Consider the following 13,323-nt stretch of genomic DNA (forward strand, 5'->3'; position numbering starts at 1 on the left):
CTGATATGTTGCGCTCTGGTGTAATCGCGAAGAAAGTCGGCATGACCCGGCTCTTCATGGAAGACGGCAAACAGATTCCTGTAACCGTTCTTCAACTCGAAAACTTGCAGGTTGTTGCTCAACGCACAGCCGAAACGGACGGCTACACAGCTGTTCAGCTCGGTGCGGGAACAGCAAAAGCCAAACGGACATCTGCCCCTATGCGTGGCCACTTTGCGAAAGCAAACGTCGCCCCTAAGCGTAAGGTTGCTGAATTCCGTGTAGCTCCTGAAAACATGATCGAGGTTGGCGCAGAAATTTCTGCCAGCCACTACTTCGAAGGTCAGTTTGTAGACGTCGCTGGGACATCGATTGGTAAAGGCTTTGCCGGCGCCATGAAACGTCACAACTTTGGCGGTCTGCGTGCGACACACGGTGTATCTATTTCACACCGTTCGCATGGTTCGACTGGTCAGTGTCAGGATCCTGGTCGCGTTTTCAAAGGCAAGAAAATGGCCGGTCACATGGGTGCTGCCCGTGTAACCACTCAAAACCTTCAGGTTGTCCGCACAGACGCCGACCGTGGCTTGATCATGGTCAAAGGCGCTGTTCCCGGCTCCAAAGGTGGTTGGGTCACAGTCAAAGACGCTGTGAAAAAGCCATTGTCGGAAAACGTTGTTTATCCTGCTGGTCTGAAATCCGACGCTGCTGCTGAGGCACCTGCCGCAGAAGCAAACGCTGAAGGAGGCGAAGCATAATGAAAGCTGATGCCATCAAACTGGACGGCGCCAAAGCCGGTTCCGTCGAACTGAACGACGAAATCTATGGCCTGGAGCCACGTGTTGACATCCTGCACCGTGTTGTGCGCTGGCAGCGTAACAACGCTATGGCCGGTACTCACAAGGTTAAGACACGTTCCGAAACCAGCTACTCTACCAAGAAAATCTATCGCCAAAAAGGCACCGGCGGCGCACGTCACGGTGACCGGAATGCTCCGATTTTCCGCGGTGGTGGTATTTACAAGGGTCCAACACCCCGGAGCCACGGTCACGATCTGACCAAAAAGTTCCGCAAGTTGGGTCTGCGTCACGCGCTGTCCGCTAAGCTGAAAGCTGGCGAATTGGTTGTGATTGAAAACGCCGACACAGAAGCCAAAACCGCCGCTCTGGCCAAACAGGTTGCAAACCTGGGTTGGAAACGCGCTTTGGTCATCGACGGCGCTTCTGTCAGCGAAAGCTTCGCAACTGCAGCACGCAACATCGATGGTCTGGATATCCTGCCAACGATGGGCGCCAACGTTTATGACATCCTGCGCAGCGACACGCTTGTGTTGACCAAAGCAGGTGTTGAAGCACTGGAGGCTCGACTGAAATGAGCGCGAAGGCAGAACATTACGATGTGATCCGCAAGCCGATCATCACTGAAAAATCCACAATGGCATCCGAAAATGGCGCCGTGGTTTTCGAAGTGGCAATCGACAGCAACAAACCTCAGATCAAAGAGGCCGTTGAGGCTCTGTTTGGTGTAAAAGTGAAAGCGGTCAACACCACGATCACCAAAGGTAAAGTCAAACGTTTCAAGGGCCAACTTGGGACCCGTAAAGACGTTAAAAAGGCTTATGTGACGCTCGAAGAGGGCAACACAATCGACGTGTCCACCGGACTCTGAGATTAACACCTTTCGACATTAAAAGCCCCTCGGGAAACCGGGGGGCTTTTTGCGTGAATTGGACATGCGTTCAGTCAGGCCGCGAGGCGGGCCAAAACGCCTATCTGCGTTAGGGCCGGGAATGGGGCTGATGACAAAATATCTGTCAGGGGTGCATGATGCTGACATAAGGGTGTCAGGAGCGGTCTGCTAGGGTGTTGGAAATCGAAAAGGAAATTCCAAATGACTAAAATCCAACGTTCACTGACCATGCCCGCCACGTCTGATGCGATATGGGCGGTTTTGGGCCGCTATATGCATATCGATGACTTTGCGCCCGAAGTCAGCAGCGTCGAGGCCCTGACACATGGCGAAAACGGGGTCGGGTCCAAACGACGATGTGTGTTTAAAAACGGATCGTCCCTGGTTGAAGAAGTGACTGCATGGACCCCCGGCAAAGGCTATCGGGTTCGCGCGTCAGAGTTTGGGACAATGCCTCTGCATCACATGAATGCCGAACTAGAGGTGATCCCCATGGGCGCACAAGGCGCGCGCGTGGTGTGGTCGGTCGATTACCGGGTAAAATACGGCCCGTTAGGCTGGCTGCTGGGGCAAACCATGATGAAAGGCATGATGGGCAAAGTGCTGGACGGCAACCTAAAGGGATTGGCCGATCAGGTTCAGTAGGTTTAGCTAACAAAGTCGTTTGACGTTTAGTAACAGCCCTTCGGCAAACCGAGGGGCTTTGATTTTGGCGCTTGTGATTTCGCCCTGTTTAGGTGTCTATGATTGTGTTGTTTAACGTATTCACTAGGAACGCTCACGTGAAACTATTATTGGCCGTTATCAGTTTCTTTATCGCCGGCACATCGGTTCAAGCCGCAACACTGGAAGAGTTTGCAGCTATCCTGGAAGCCAATTCATGGGGGTGGAGTGTTGTGGAAAACGGGTGCGTCGAACAGTACCGCGTTTTTTCTTTTAATCGCGACTTTACCAAGATGCAGAGCTTCATTTCTGAGGGAAATGTGACGATTGATTATCGGGTTCTGGGGCATAGCCACAATTCGATTACAATGCAGATCATTGGAGAAGATCGACTGGATGACGATGGCGCGCCTGTGGTGTGGCAATTGCGGTTCGCCGGTGAAGGCATGATTTGCTGGCGTCGAACCGATTGGTTGCTCTTTGATTGCACACGACCTTTGTTGCGCTGTGACACGACGCCTCCAGCTTCCTAAATCTACACCGGGTCAGGGAAAGTGTGCCCATATACAGGGCCGGTCTAAGTCTGAGCAGATCATTTTTACTAGTTGGCGTGAACGGATATCATCAGACCGATTTCGCCAGATCAAACTTTCCAACAAAAGGGCTTTGAAATAAGGCCCAAACGCTAGACACCCCCCCACATCCCCGTTATACGCACGCAATCGGCTGGCCTCAGATTCGTTCTGGGGCCTGTTGATATTTACGACCGGGGACCTTCGGGGCCCTATAACAGAAGGGGTTTTACGACCCCTCAAAGCAACGGAAGACAGATAACATGGCACTAAAGTCGTATAAGCCGACGACGCCAGGCCAGCGTGGACTGGTACTGATCGACCGTTCGGAGCTTTGGAAAGGACGCCCAGTCAAGAGCCTTACACAGGGTCTGACAAAATCGGGTGGCCGGAACAATACCGGACGGATTACATCGCGTCGTCGTGGTGGTGGTGCAAAGCGCCTCTACCGGATCGTGGATTTCAAGCGGAACAAATTTGACGTATCCGCCTCCGTCCTACGGATCGAATATGACCCTAACCGGACTGCGTTTATCGCTCTGGTACAGTACGAAGACGGCGAGCAGGCCTATATCCTTGCTCCGCAGCGTCTGGCTGTAGGGGACAAAGTGATTGCATCTGCCAAGGCTGACGTTAAGCCCGGCAATGCCATGCCTTTCTCAGGCATGCCAATTGGTACAATCATTCACAACATCGAAATGAAACCCGGCAAGGGTGGTCAGATCGCACGTGCAGCCGGTACTTACGCCCAGTTTGTTGGTCGTGATGGTGGCTATGCTCAGATCCGCCTGTCGTCTGGTGAATTGCGCTTGGTACGTCAGGAATGCATGGCCACAATCGGTGCCGTGTCCAACCCTGACAACAGCAACCAAAACTTCGGTAAAGCCGGTCGTATCCGCCACAAAGGTGTGCGTCCGTCGGTCCGTGGTGTGGTTATGAACCCTGTTGATCACCCACATGGTGGTGGTGAAGGCCGGACTTCGGGTGGTCGTCACCCAGTTACGCCTTGGGGTAAACCGACCAAGGGTGCACGTACCCGCAACAAGAACAAGGCGTCGCAGAAGCTTATTATCCGCTCGCGTCACGCCAAGAAAAAGGGCCGTTAAGACATGGCACGTTCTGTTTGGAAAGGTCCCTTCGTTGACGCCTATGTGCTCAAGAAGGCCGAAGCGGTTCGCGAAGGCGGCCGTAATGAAGTCATCAAGATCTGGTCTCGCCGGTCCACCATTCTGCCTCAATTCGTTGGGCTGACGTTTGGTGTGTATAATGGTCACAAACATGTGCCCGTTAACGTCACCGAAGAGATGATCGGTCAGAAGTTCGGTGAATATTCACCGACCCGTACCTATTACGGGCATGCTGCTGACAAAAAAGCGAAGCGGAAGTAAGTCATGGGCAAGGCAAAGAACCCCCGCCGCGTGGCAGATAACGAAGCAATGGCCAAAGTGCGCATGCTCCGTACCTCCCCGCAGAAATTGAACCTGGTAGCCGGTTTGATCCGTGGCAAGAAAGTTGAGAAGGCTCTGACCGACTTGACATTTTCTAACAAGCGGATCGCAGCAGACGTGAAGAAATGCCTTCAGTCCGCAATCGCAAACGCCGAAAACAACCACAACCTGGACGTCGATGAATTGGTCGTTGCAGAAGCTTATGTGGGCAAAAACCTGACGATGAAACGCGGTCGCCCGCGGGCACGTGGTCGGTTTGGTCGTATCATTAAGCCGTTCGCAGAATTGACCATCAAAGTGCGTCAAGTTGAGGAGCAAGCGTAATGGGTAATAAAGTAAATCCAGTAGGCATGCGTCTTCAGGTCAACCGTACCTGGGACAGCCGTTGGTACGCCGACACCAAAGACTTTGGCGATCTCCTTCTTGAAGACATCAAGATCCGGGATTTCATCAAAGCCGATTGTAAACAAGCCGGTGTGTCCCGTGTGATCATCGAACGTCCGCACAAAAAGTGCCGCGTAACGGTTCACACTGCACGTCCTGGTGTCATCATTGGTAAGAAAGGTGCAGACATTGAAACTCTGCGCAAAAAGCTTGCCAACCTGACAGACAGCGAACTGCACCTCAACATCGTTGAAGTGCGCAAGCCAGAGCTGGACGCCGCATTGGTTGGTGAATCCATCGCTCAGCAGCTGGAACGTCGTGTTTCTTTCCGTCGCGCTATGAAGCGTGCGGTTCAGAACGCCATGCGCATGGGGGCCCTGGGCATCCGTGTGAACGTTGCAGGCCGCCTCGGTGGTGCTGAAATCGCCCGGACTGAATGGTATCGTGAAGGCCGTGTGCCGCTGCACACTCTGCGTGCTGACATCGATTACGCCCATTCCGAAGCCACGACACCTTATGGTATCATTGGCATCAAGGTCTGGATCTTCAAAGGCGAGATCATGGAACATGATCCCCAAGCCCGCGATCGCAAAGCCCAAGAGGCGCAGGACGGTCCTGCACCCCGTGGTGCTGGCGGCAATCGCCGCGACCGCTAAGGAGTGATTTGAGATGCTGCAACCAAAGCGCACTAAATTCCGCAAGATGCACAAAGGCCGGATTCGGGGCGAAGCCAAAGGTGGCTCCGATCTGAACTTTGGGACTTTTGGTCTGAAAGCTCTTCAGCCTGAGCGTATCACTGCCCGTCAAATTGAGGCCGCTCGTCGTGCCATGACGCGTCAGATGAAACGCCAAGGCCGTGTCTGGATCCGGATCTTCCCTGATCTGCCCGTCACGTCCAAACCCGTCGAAGTTCGTATGGGTAAAGGTAAGGGTTCCGTTGATTTCTGGGCCGCCAAGGTAAAACCTGGCCGCGTTATGTTTGAAATCGATGGCGTCAGCGAAGACGTCGCCCGTGAGGCCCTGCGCCTTGCTGCGATGAAGCTGCCGATCAAGACACGTGTTGTACAACGCGAAGATTGGTAAACGTTAAACCCTTTTGGGTTTAACGACGGTATAGCGGGTTTTCCCAGAAAACCCGCGGGCCGTACCTAAGATAAAAAAGCCCCCGTCGAGAATTCGGCGGGGGCTTTTGTTTTTCAGTTTATCTTCGCTTGTGGCTTAAAAAGGTATTTCGCGCCACAGCTCGACCGCCCAATCATCAAAGTATATGGTTTGCGGATAGTCGACTTTGTCGCGATAGGGGCCGATACGCGCTGCGAGTTCGGCCCCGTCGGGGTCGCTGTCATGTCCAGACATCGAAACGATAATCTGATTGTCTACGGTTACGCGGCAAAATCCATCAGTATCAGACAGCACATATTCCATCACAACGTTGTGCCAGTTGCCATCAATCAGATTGATGCCATGTGACCTGATCGACTGAATGTTTTGATCTTGCTGATCACCCGTGTAGTCGATGCATTTGGCTTGTCCGCCTTCGCTTAGATAGACAGCGATTGCCGGCGAAAACGTAGTGTTCCGCCCCTGTTTGATCTGCGCGATCATAAGGCGTCTTTCGACCGTAAAACCAGGATCAACGCGCACTCGGAAACTCTGCCGCACAAAGCCAGCGCCATCGGCGATCTGCCCCATTTCGGCCCGTTCGGTGCCGTTGGGTATATCCGAGCTGGAAGGCGTCATGCCGGGCTGGATGGTGAAAGCTGCAACGCCGGCATCAAAGCTCGCGGCTTGGCGGGCCGTATCTGGGCCATGAGGTGGAAAATAACGTGGGCGATCATCGAAACTGGTGGCAAATGTGCGGTACGGCCCAAATTCCGTATCTGCGTCGTTTAATGCTGTGTCGGTCGGCTGGCATCCTGCAATGACAAACGCTCCCAAAACGATTGCTGCGTATTTCATTTGATTACTCCCACTTATAATTAAAGCTCACCGAAATGCGTTCTTCGTCGGACATGTTCATCGGGACTTCGTGGCGCAGCCAGCTTTCCCATAGCAAGACATCCCCGACCTCGGGTTTGACATAGATAAAGGTGCGCAATTCTTCGCGGGCGTCTTTTAGGCGGGCAGGGGCGGCCATCAGGCGGCCGGATCGCGGGTCTTCCAGCTTTAGGGCAGACGCGCCTTCGGGCATGTTGACATAAGTGGTGCCAGAAATCACCGAATGGGGATGGATATGGGACCCATGGGTGCCGCCTTCGGGCAGGATGTTGATCCACAGATCCTCTAGCACCAAATTGCGCCCATCCAGATCAAATTCCAGATCTTTGGCAAAGGCCGCGACGTGCTGGTCCAGCGTTTTGACCAGATCGGCAAAGATCGGGAACCGCCAAGGCAGATCGGTCAGCGACGCATAAGACGTGTAGCCCGGATAGCCGTTGGCTTCGGACCAGTCTTGGCCGGCTTCGTCATCATTGGCGATGACAACGCAGGAATTGTCCAACTCGGCCGGATCGATTTTGGGTTCGAATTCGGACAAAGCGGCGTGATAAAGGCGGGTGACGAACAGGGATTTTATATGTGACATAGGGTGGTGATAGCGCAGCTGATCAGAACTGACGAGAGGCGGTTTGACGCGATCTGACTTCACTGGGATTTTCTGTGCTTTGGAAAGAGCCCACAGTTTGTGACCTTTTGGAAAGAATGCGCGTACAGTTCATGATGCGTATGGCGTTAGTGATGACATTCAGCCTGGCCCTGCCGGTCGCCGCGCAGGATGTTCAGTGGAATTTGGTAGATACTGGTGTGGCAATGCATTCGGTGCATGGGCGCGGGGCGGAAATGCGGATCCAACCCATCCCAGTCCCTGAAGGGTTGTTTCAGGATGAACGTTTAGACGGTTTAATGCATGGGCTGTGTAACCATTTTGCGCCCCTCGTCATTCCACACCTGAAAAAAAATATGGATATCGAAACATTTGACTTTATTTCGGTTCGCATCGTCTCGGGCGGTGTGTTTGGCCGATTTGTTCTCACGGCTTACGAGATCACAGAGGACGGCTGTGGCGACCCGCTTTTGGCGTATGATCCGCAATAAACCCTGCGTGGTTTTGCCGCTTGTGTTTGAATTGAACTTGGCGATCTTTGACCCCGGCTTGGAACGAGCAACCACAAGGATCGTTAGATGCCCAAAGTGACTGAAACGGAGTTGCCTGCAACCAGCCAGCTGCATGGCTACGTCAACGCAAATGACTTTATGGATTGTTTTGTTGTGAACGCGGACATGCCTGCGCGCCGGGCGGCAGAAATCATCACGGATTTCCCCGGTTGGGCGCGGTTTTTGTTGGTGATCCGGCGGATTGTCACGGCGCCGTTTGGATTGTCCAATGACGGACCGGTTGCGGATGACAAATTGGGGCCGTTTCCGGTGGATCAGGAAACTGACGAAGAAATCATCGCCGGGTTCAACGACAGGCACCTGAATTTTCGGGTTTGTGTGCGATCCGTAGAAGGGCAGATATTCTTGGCGACGTGGGTGCATCCGCACAATTGGGGTGGTAAATTGTATCTGAACGTCATCTTGCCGGCACATATAATGATTGCCCGGAATGCGCTGGCACGAGTTGCGGCGGCTTAGGCATATTTCGTTGGGGTACCAGCCGTCGGCATCCCCATTACCGGATTAGGCAAACTTTTCCTTGCCCCCCGTGTCTGCCGCCCTTATAGAGCGTCATCTGCGCGGATTCTCCGTTTGCGGGGGATTCGGGTATTTCACGAACTCCACCAGTTGCGCGGTGACCCTTTGGGGGGCCGTCTGGTGATGTTGAATAAAGGAAAAGGCGCATGAACGCCCAGGAACTACGTGACAAGACACCGGATCAGCTCCGGGAAGAGCTTGCTTCGCTGAAAAAGGAAGCCTTTAACCTGCGCTTCCAGCAGGCGACTGGCCAACTCGAAAACACTGCACGCATGCGCGACGTTAAGCGCGGCGCCGCACGTGTAAAAACAATCCTGAATGAAAAGGCCGCAGCGGCCGCATCGGAGGCTTAATCCTATGCCCAAACGTATCCTTTCAGGTGTTGTAACCAGCAACCAGAACGAACAGACCGTAACCGTGTCTGTTGAGCGTCGCTTTAAGCATCCTCAGATGCACAAAATCGTTCGTAAGTCCAAAAAATACCGGGCCCACGACGAAAACAACCAGTTCAGCGTAGGTGATACAGTTCGCATCCAAGAATGTGCGCCTAAGTCGAAAACCAAGCGTTGGGAAGTCATCGCGTAAGCGAAGGCAGAACAGCTTAATCGAAACCCTGGGGACTTGGGCAGGTCATAAGCCCCCCCACAGGTCGGGAGAAACCAAATGATCCAGATGCAGACCAATCTGGATGTTGCTGATAACTCAGGCGCTCGCCGAGTTCAGTGCATCAAGGTCCTCGGCGGTTCACACCGTCGTTATGCGTCGGTTGGTGACATCATCGTAGTATCGGTGAAAGAAGCCATCCCACGTGGGCGTGTTAAGAAAGGTGACGTGCGCAAAGCCGTCGTCGTTCGTACCGCCAAAGAAGTACGTCGCGAAGATGGGACAGCCATCCGGTTTGATGGCAATGCCGCCGTCATCCTGAACAACAACAACGAGCCAGTTGGCACCCGTATCTTTGGGCCAGTTGTTCGTGAGTTGCGTGCGAAAAACTTCATGAAAATCATCTCACTTGCGCCGGAGGTGCTGTAATGGCTGCTAAACTCCGCAAAGGTGATAAGGTTGTTGTGCTTGCCGGTAAGGACAAGGGCAAAACCGGTGAGATTTCATCTGTGAACCCATCCGCAGGCAAGGCCGTTGTCGAAGGCGTGAACATCGCTGTTCGTCACGTAAAGCCAAGCCAGACCGACCAAGGTGGCCGTCAGCCAAAGGCAATGCCGATTGAGCTGTCCAACCTGTCGATCGTAGACGCAAATGGCAAAGCAACCCGTGTTGGCTTCCGTATGGATGGCGACAAAAAGGTTCGTTTTGCGAAAACCACGGGGGACGTAATCTAATGTTGGATAACGCAACTTATACCCCGCGTCTGAAAACAGAGTTTCGCGAAAAGATCCGCGCAGCGATGAAAGAAGAGTTCGGCTATAAGAACGACATGCAGATCCCGCGTCTGGATAAAATCGTTCTGAACATCGGGTGTGGCGCTGCTGCTGTTAAAGACAGCAAAAAAGCCAAATCCGCTCAGGCTGATCTGACAACCATTGCTGGTCAAAACGCTGTTATGACCAAAGCTAAAAAATCCATCGCTGGTTTCCGCGTTCGCGAAGACATGCCATTGGGCACCAAGGTGACCCTGCGCGGCGACCGGATGTATGAATTCCTTGATCGTTTGATCACTGTTGCTCTGCCACGCGTTCGTGACTTCCGCGGCGTTTCCGGCACCAGCTTTGATGGTCGTGGCAACTATGCCATGGGTATCAAGGAACACATCGTCTTCCCAGAAATCGACTTCGATAAGATCGACGAAGCCTGGGGCATGGATATTGTCATCGCAACAACCGCTGACAATGACGCTGAAGCAAAGAGCCTGTTGACGCATTTCAACATGCCCTTCAACAGCTAAAGGATCTGATCAATGGCTAAAAAAGCAATGATCGAACGCGAAAAGAAACGCGAAAAGCTGGTGAAGCAATATGCTGCCAAGCGCGCTGCTCTGAAAGAAATCGCGAACGACGACTCCAAATCGATGGAAGAGCGTTTTAAGGCTCGTTTGGACCTTGCCAAACTGCCCCGGAACTCTGCTCCGACCCGTCTTCACAACCGCTGCCAGCTTACTGGGCGTCCACACGCCTATTACCGTAAGCTGAAAGTCAGCCGTATCATGCTGCGCGAACTGGGCTCGAATGGCCAGATTCCGGGCATGGTTAAATCCAGCTGGTAAGGAGATCAGATTATGAACGATCCTATCGGTGATATGCTGACCCGTATTCGTAACGGCCAAATGCGTGGGAAATCTGTTGTTTCGACACCAGCTTCCAAATTGCGCGGCTGGGTTCTGGATGTGCTGGCCGACGAAGGCTACATCCGCGGTTACGAAAAAACCGAAGTTGAAGGCCACCCCGCTTTCGACATCAGCCTGAAATATTACGAAGGCACTCCTGTTATTCGCGAAGTGAAGCGGGTTTCTAAACCTGGCCGCCGCGTTTACGTGAATGTCAAAGACATCCCAGCGGTCCGTCAGGGCTTGGGTGTGTCGATTGTCTCCACCTCTCGGGGTGTGATGTCGGATGCAAATGCTCGTTCCAACAATGTTGGCGGCGAAGTACTTTGCACGGTCTTCTAAGGAGCGATCGATGTCTCGTATTGGTAAGAAAGCGGTCGAACTGCCCAGCGGTGTAACAGCCTCTGTGTCAGGTCAGACCATCGAAGTGAAAGGCCCCAAGGGGACCCATTCCTTCAACGCAACCGACGATGTGACGCTGGTTGTTGCGGATAACTCTGTTTCGGTAGAGCCCCGCGGCAAATCCAAGCGCGCCCGTCAACAGTGGGGCATGTCCCGCACTATGGTTCAGAACCTCGTGACTGGCGTCACCGACGGTTTCAAGAAAGAGCTTGAAATCAACGGTGTTGGTTATCGGGCAGCTATGCAGGGCAACATCCTGAAGCTGAACCTGGGCTATTCCCACGAAGTAAACTTTGAAGTGCCCCAAGGCGTGACGGTGACGGCTCCTAAGCCAACCCAGATCGTTGTGGAAGGTACCGATTCACAGCTTGTTGGTCAGGTCGCGGCGAATATCCGCGCTTGGCGTAAGCCAGAGCCATACAAAGGCAAAGGCATCAAGTATGTGGACGAGTACATCTTCCGCAAAGAAGGCAAGAAGAAGTAAGGACGCAAAAAATGGCAAACAGCAAAAGAACCCTGTTTCTGAAGCGCCGCCTGCGCGTTCGGAACAAACTTCGCAAAGTCAACGCTGGCCGGGCACGTCTGTCCGTTCACCGCTCGAGCAAGAACATCAGCGTTCAGCTGATCGACGATGTTCAGGGCGTAACACTGGCATCTGCTTCCACTCTGGAAAAAGATCTGGGTTATGTTGGCAAAAACAACGTCGAAGCCGCCACCAAGGTGGGTGCAACGATCGCCGAGCGCGCAAAAGCGGCTGGTGTGACCGAAGCATATTTCGACCGCGGTGGTTTCCTCTTCCACGGCAAAGTGAAGGCTCTGGCCGACGCTGCGCGTGAAGGTGGTCTGAAAATCTAATCGTGTGGGCGGCGTTCGCGCCGCCCCGATGATCCAGGGGCGCCATTTCGGTGGGGTCCACTAGGATTGACCTATTTTGACGCGCAGGCGTCAGCAGAAAAGGAATGCCTCATGGCAGAACGTGAAAATCGCCGTGGCAATCGCCGCGACCGTGACGAAACTCCTGAGTTTCAGGATCGCCTTGTCGCGATCAACCGTGTTTCCAAAACCGTAAAGGGTGGTAAGCGTTTCGGCTTCGCAGCTCTTGTTGTTGTTGGCGACCAAAAAGGCCGCGTCGGCTTTGGCAAAGGTAAAGCGAAAGAGGTCCCTGAGGCCATTCGTAAAGCCACTGAGCAAGCCAAGCGTCAAATGATGCGCGTGCAGCTGAAAGAAGGCCGTACATTGCACCACGACGTAGAAGGTCGCCACGGTGCCGGTAAAGTTGTGATGCGCACTGCACCACAAGGTACTGGTATCATTGCTGGTGGTCCAATGCGTGCTGTGTTCGAAATGTTGGGTGTTCAGGATGTTGTGTCGAAATCGATCGGCTCTCAGAACCCATACAACATGATCCGTGCAACTTTGAACGGCCTGACCAAAGAGCAGAGCCCACGCTCTGTTGCTCAACGTCGCGGCAAAAAAGTTGCTGACATTCTGCCAAAGCGTGACGAAGCACCTGCTGCTGCGCCCGCAGACGCAGACGCGTAAGGAGACTGACAAATGGCTAAAACCATCGTTGTTAAACAGATCGGTTCTCCGATCCGTCGCCCCGCCGACCAGCGCGCTACGCTTGTTGGCCTTGGCCTCAACAAAATGAACCGCACCCGTGAACTAGAAGACACACCTTCTGTACGCGGCATGGTCAACAAAATCCCTCACCTCGTCGAGATCATCGAAGAGAAGGGCTAAATCACCGGGAAATCCCATGATTTAGACAGTTTTAGACGCCCCGGTGGAAACGCCGGGGCGTTTTTCGTTTGTGCATATGTCGGGGATCATGGCCATGCTGTTTCCGCATAGCGGGTTGACCTTATCTGACGTTGTTAGCGCCACCAATCGCCCCTAAATCAAGCCTGTCAACAAGACAGAGATTAAGCAAGCCGGGCAATACGGCCCCGCAGATTTAGGAAATACCATGACACTTACAACAACACACACCGCGCCCACTTTTGGTTTCACCCTGGCCCATTTCTTTGGGTCCATTGCCGAAAACATGCGCGCAGCGGCCCATCGGCGGTCTGAATATAACCGGATCATTTCAGAGCTGTCTCAGATGAATGATCGCGGTTTGGCTGATATCGGCATCGCCCGTTTTCAAATCGAAGACATCGCGCGGGCACACATCCAAGGGATGTAATCGCCATCATATTGTTTCGCTGAC

Annotated in this window: 26 protein-coding genes; 24 read left to right on the plus strand and 2 right to left on the minus strand. The window is 53.4% G+C overall.

What is annotated here, in order from left to right; translation table 11 throughout:
• The first annotated feature begins 5 nt into the window (after positions 1–5).
• From rplC to rplP, 10 genes are all read left to right on the plus strand, one after another.
• Entirely contained in the window at positions 6–737 is a 732-nt protein-coding gene (gene rplC / locus AB1F12_RS02475) for a 50S ribosomal protein L3 (RefSeq protein WP_368186331.1), read from the plus strand.
• On the plus strand, positions 737–1,354 hold the full coding sequence (gene rplD / locus AB1F12_RS02480; RefSeq protein WP_368186332.1) for a 50S ribosomal protein L4: 618 nt from the start codon (positions 737–739) through the stop codon (positions 1,352–1,354). Before rplC ends, rplD begins: the two co-directional genes overlap by 1 nt.
• The gene (locus AB1F12_RS02485) at positions 1,351–1,647 is read left to right on the plus strand and encodes a 50S ribosomal protein L23 (RefSeq protein WP_368186334.1); all 297 of its coding nucleotides are present in this window, start codon (positions 1,351–1,353) and stop codon (positions 1,645–1,647) included. Before rplD ends, AB1F12_RS02485 begins: the two co-directional genes overlap by 4 nt.
• Before the next feature lie 222 nt (positions 1,648–1,869).
• The gene (locus AB1F12_RS02490; RefSeq protein ID WP_368186335.1) at positions 1,870–2,313 is read left to right on the plus strand and encodes an SRPBCC family protein; all 444 of its coding nucleotides are present in this window, start codon (positions 1,870–1,872) and stop codon (positions 2,311–2,313) included.
• 137 nt (positions 2,314–2,450) lie between these two features.
• Entirely contained in the window at positions 2,451–2,864 is a 414-nt protein-coding gene (locus tag AB1F12_RS02495; RefSeq protein ID WP_368186337.1) for a hypothetical protein, read from the plus strand.
• Between the two features lie 302 nt (positions 2,865–3,166).
• Positions 3,167–4,009 carry a 50S ribosomal protein L2 gene (rplB, locus tag AB1F12_RS02500; protein ID WP_368186339.1) on the plus strand — a complete coding sequence of 281 codons (843 nt, stop codon included), beginning with the start codon at positions 3,167–3,169 and terminating at the stop codon, positions 4,007–4,009.
• Between the two features lie 3 nt (positions 4,010–4,012).
• Complete coding sequence (gene rpsS, locus AB1F12_RS02505; protein ID WP_368186340.1) at positions 4,013–4,291, plus strand: 30S ribosomal protein S19; 279 nt, start codon at positions 4,013–4,015, stop codon at positions 4,289–4,291.
• A 3-nt stretch (positions 4,292–4,294) separates the two neighbouring features.
• The gene (gene rplV / locus AB1F12_RS02510; RefSeq protein WP_368186341.1) at positions 4,295–4,675 is read left to right on the plus strand and encodes a 50S ribosomal protein L22; all 381 of its coding nucleotides are present in this window, start codon (positions 4,295–4,297) and stop codon (positions 4,673–4,675) included.
• A complete protein-coding gene (gene rpsC, locus AB1F12_RS02515) occupies positions 4,675–5,391 on the plus strand; it encodes a 30S ribosomal protein S3 (protein WP_368186342.1) in 717 nt (238 codons plus the stop codon). Before rplV ends, rpsC begins: the two co-directional genes overlap by 1 nt.
• 13 nt (positions 5,392–5,404) lie before the next feature.
• Positions 5,405–5,818 (plus strand): 50S ribosomal protein L16, encoded by a 414-nt coding sequence (gene rplP / locus AB1F12_RS02520; protein ID WP_368186344.1) that lies wholly within the window; start codon positions 5,405–5,407, stop codon positions 5,816–5,818.
• A gap of 135 nt (positions 5,819–5,953) precedes the next feature.
• Here rplP and AB1F12_RS02525 read toward each other — a convergent pair whose 3' ends face one another.
• Positions 5,954–6,694, minus strand: coding sequence for a heparin lyase I family protein (locus tag AB1F12_RS02525; RefSeq protein WP_368186345.1), 741 nt, complete (start codon positions 6,692–6,694; stop codon positions 5,954–5,956).
• A gap of 4 nt (positions 6,695–6,698) precedes the next feature.
• On the minus strand, positions 6,699–7,319 hold the full coding sequence (locus AB1F12_RS02530) for a 2OG-Fe(II) oxygenase family protein (RefSeq protein ID WP_368188231.1): 621 nt from the start codon (positions 7,317–7,319) through the stop codon (positions 6,699–6,701).
• Positions 7,320–7,471: 152 nt separating this feature from the next.
• Between AB1F12_RS02530 and AB1F12_RS02535 the strand changes: the two genes are divergently transcribed.
• From AB1F12_RS02535 to AB1F12_RS02600, 14 genes are all read left to right on the plus strand, one after another.
• Positions 7,472–7,828, plus strand: coding sequence for a hypothetical protein (locus AB1F12_RS02535; protein ID WP_368186347.1), 357 nt, complete (start codon positions 7,472–7,474; stop codon positions 7,826–7,828).
• 87 nt (positions 7,829–7,915) lie between these two features.
• Complete coding sequence (locus tag AB1F12_RS02540) at positions 7,916–8,368, plus strand: DUF2867 domain-containing protein (protein WP_368186348.1); 453 nt, start codon at positions 7,916–7,918, stop codon at positions 8,366–8,368.
• A 206-nt stretch (positions 8,369–8,574) separates the two neighbouring features.
• A complete protein-coding gene (rpmC, locus tag AB1F12_RS02545; RefSeq protein WP_368186350.1) occupies positions 8,575–8,781 on the plus strand; it encodes a 50S ribosomal protein L29 in 207 nt (68 codons plus the stop codon).
• 4 nt (positions 8,782–8,785) lie between these two features.
• Entirely contained in the window at positions 8,786–9,013 is a 228-nt protein-coding gene (gene rpsQ / locus AB1F12_RS02550; protein WP_368186351.1) for a 30S ribosomal protein S17, read from the plus strand.
• 78 nt (positions 9,014–9,091) lie between these two features.
• Positions 9,092–9,460, plus strand: a complete 369-nt coding sequence (rplN, locus tag AB1F12_RS02555; protein WP_368186353.1) for a 50S ribosomal protein L14 — start codon at positions 9,092–9,094, stop codon at positions 9,458–9,460.
• A complete protein-coding gene (gene rplX / locus AB1F12_RS02560) occupies positions 9,460–9,765 on the plus strand; it encodes a 50S ribosomal protein L24 (protein ID WP_368186354.1) in 306 nt (101 codons plus the stop codon). Before rplN ends, rplX begins: the two co-directional genes overlap by 1 nt.
• Positions 9,765–10,328: a 50S ribosomal protein L5 gene (gene rplE / locus AB1F12_RS02565; protein ID WP_368186356.1), complete on the plus strand. Its 564-nt coding sequence runs from the start codon at positions 9,765–9,767 to the stop codon at positions 10,326–10,328. The genes rplX and rplE overlap by 1 nt, the downstream gene beginning before the upstream one ends.
• Positions 10,329–10,340: 12 nt before the next feature.
• Complete coding sequence (rpsN, locus tag AB1F12_RS02570; RefSeq protein ID WP_368186358.1) at positions 10,341–10,646, plus strand: 30S ribosomal protein S14; 306 nt, start codon at positions 10,341–10,343, stop codon at positions 10,644–10,646.
• A 12-nt stretch (positions 10,647–10,658) separates the two neighbouring features.
• Positions 10,659–11,048, plus strand: a complete 390-nt coding sequence (gene rpsH, locus AB1F12_RS02575) for a 30S ribosomal protein S8 (RefSeq protein ID WP_368186360.1) — start codon at positions 10,659–10,661, stop codon at positions 11,046–11,048.
• 10 nt (positions 11,049–11,058) lie between these two features.
• Positions 11,059–11,592, plus strand: a complete 534-nt coding sequence (gene rplF, locus AB1F12_RS02580) for a 50S ribosomal protein L6 (protein ID WP_368186361.1) — start codon at positions 11,059–11,061, stop codon at positions 11,590–11,592.
• An 11-nt stretch (positions 11,593–11,603) separates the two neighbouring features.
• On the plus strand, positions 11,604–11,963 hold the full coding sequence (gene rplR, locus AB1F12_RS02585) for a 50S ribosomal protein L18 (protein ID WP_368186363.1): 360 nt from the start codon (positions 11,604–11,606) through the stop codon (positions 11,961–11,963).
• Positions 11,964–12,074: 111 nt separating this feature from the next.
• Positions 12,075–12,650 (plus strand): 30S ribosomal protein S5, encoded by a 576-nt coding sequence (gene rpsE, locus AB1F12_RS02590; protein WP_368186365.1) that lies wholly within the window; start codon positions 12,075–12,077, stop codon positions 12,648–12,650.
• A gap of 12 nt (positions 12,651–12,662) precedes the next feature.
• On the plus strand, positions 12,663–12,851 hold the full coding sequence (gene rpmD / locus AB1F12_RS02595) for a 50S ribosomal protein L30 (protein ID WP_368186366.1): 189 nt from the start codon (positions 12,663–12,665) through the stop codon (positions 12,849–12,851).
• A 226-nt stretch (positions 12,852–13,077) separates the two neighbouring features.
• Positions 13,078–13,299 carry a DUF1127 domain-containing protein gene (locus AB1F12_RS02600; RefSeq protein ID WP_368186367.1) on the plus strand — a complete coding sequence of 74 codons (222 nt, stop codon included), beginning with the start codon at positions 13,078–13,080 and terminating at the stop codon, positions 13,297–13,299.
• Positions 13,300–13,323: the final 24 nt, after the last annotated feature.

Source organism: Aestuariibius sp. HNIBRBA575 (assembly GCF_040932005.1).
GTDB lineage: Bacteria > Pseudomonadota > Alphaproteobacteria > Rhodobacterales > Rhodobacteraceae > CANLNM01.

What these genes read in the sequence shown, in the direction of transcription:
- rplC (WP_368186331.1), top strand. Translation starts at nt 6, where the DNA reads ATGTTGCGCTCTGGTGTAATCGCGAAGAAAGTCGGCATGACCCGGCTC.
- rplD (WP_368186332.1), top strand. Translation starts at nt 737, where the DNA reads ATGAAAGCTGATGCCATCAAACTGGACGGCGCCAAAGCCGGTTCCGTC.
- AB1F12_RS02485 (WP_368186334.1), top strand. Translation starts at nt 1,351, where the DNA reads ATGAGCGCGAAGGCAGAACATTACGATGTGATCCGCAAGCCGATCATC.
- AB1F12_RS02490 (WP_368186335.1), top strand. Translation starts at nt 1,870, where the DNA reads ATGACTAAAATCCAACGTTCACTGACCATGCCCGCCACGTCTGATGCG.
- rplB (WP_368186339.1), top strand. Translation starts at nt 3,167, where the DNA reads ATGGCACTAAAGTCGTATAAGCCGACGACGCCAGGCCAGCGTGGACTG.
- rpsS (WP_368186340.1), top strand. Translation starts at nt 4,013, where the DNA reads ATGGCACGTTCTGTTTGGAAAGGTCCCTTCGTTGACGCCTATGTGCTC.
- rplV (WP_368186341.1), top strand. Translation starts at nt 4,295, where the DNA reads ATGGGCAAGGCAAAGAACCCCCGCCGCGTGGCAGATAACGAAGCAATG.
- rpsC (WP_368186342.1), top strand. Translation starts at nt 4,675, where the DNA reads ATGGGTAATAAAGTAAATCCAGTAGGCATGCGTCTTCAGGTCAACCGT.
- rplP (WP_368186344.1), top strand. Translation starts at nt 5,405, where the DNA reads ATGCTGCAACCAAAGCGCACTAAATTCCGCAAGATGCACAAAGGCCGG.
- AB1F12_RS02525 (WP_368186345.1), bottom strand. Translation starts at nt 6,694, where the DNA reads ATGAAATACGCAGCAATCGTTTTGGGAGCGTTTGTCATTGCAGGATGC.
- AB1F12_RS02530 (WP_368188231.1), bottom strand. Translation starts at nt 7,319, where the DNA reads ATGTCACATATAAAATCCCTGTTCGTCACCCGCCTTTATCACGCCGCT.
- AB1F12_RS02535 (WP_368186347.1), top strand. Translation starts at nt 7,472, where the DNA reads ATGACATTCAGCCTGGCCCTGCCGGTCGCCGCGCAGGATGTTCAGTGG.
- AB1F12_RS02540 (WP_368186348.1), top strand. Translation starts at nt 7,916, where the DNA reads ATGCCCAAAGTGACTGAAACGGAGTTGCCTGCAACCAGCCAGCTGCAT.
- rpmC (WP_368186350.1), top strand. Translation starts at nt 8,575, where the DNA reads ATGAACGCCCAGGAACTACGTGACAAGACACCGGATCAGCTCCGGGAA.
- rpsQ (WP_368186351.1), top strand. Translation starts at nt 8,786, where the DNA reads ATGCCCAAACGTATCCTTTCAGGTGTTGTAACCAGCAACCAGAACGAA.
- rplN (WP_368186353.1), top strand. Translation starts at nt 9,092, where the DNA reads ATGATCCAGATGCAGACCAATCTGGATGTTGCTGATAACTCAGGCGCT.
- rplX (WP_368186354.1), top strand. Translation starts at nt 9,460, where the DNA reads ATGGCTGCTAAACTCCGCAAAGGTGATAAGGTTGTTGTGCTTGCCGGT.
- rplE (WP_368186356.1), top strand. Translation starts at nt 9,765, where the DNA reads ATGTTGGATAACGCAACTTATACCCCGCGTCTGAAAACAGAGTTTCGC.
- rpsN (WP_368186358.1), top strand. Translation starts at nt 10,341, where the DNA reads ATGGCTAAAAAAGCAATGATCGAACGCGAAAAGAAACGCGAAAAGCTG.
- rpsH (WP_368186360.1), top strand. Translation starts at nt 10,659, where the DNA reads ATGAACGATCCTATCGGTGATATGCTGACCCGTATTCGTAACGGCCAA.
- rplF (WP_368186361.1), top strand. Translation starts at nt 11,059, where the DNA reads ATGTCTCGTATTGGTAAGAAAGCGGTCGAACTGCCCAGCGGTGTAACA.
- rplR (WP_368186363.1), top strand. Translation starts at nt 11,604, where the DNA reads ATGGCAAACAGCAAAAGAACCCTGTTTCTGAAGCGCCGCCTGCGCGTT.
- rpsE (WP_368186365.1), top strand. Translation starts at nt 12,075, where the DNA reads ATGGCAGAACGTGAAAATCGCCGTGGCAATCGCCGCGACCGTGACGAA.
- rpmD (WP_368186366.1), top strand. Translation starts at nt 12,663, where the DNA reads ATGGCTAAAACCATCGTTGTTAAACAGATCGGTTCTCCGATCCGTCGC.
- AB1F12_RS02600 (WP_368186367.1), top strand. Translation starts at nt 13,078, where the DNA reads ATGACACTTACAACAACACACACCGCGCCCACTTTTGGTTTCACCCTG.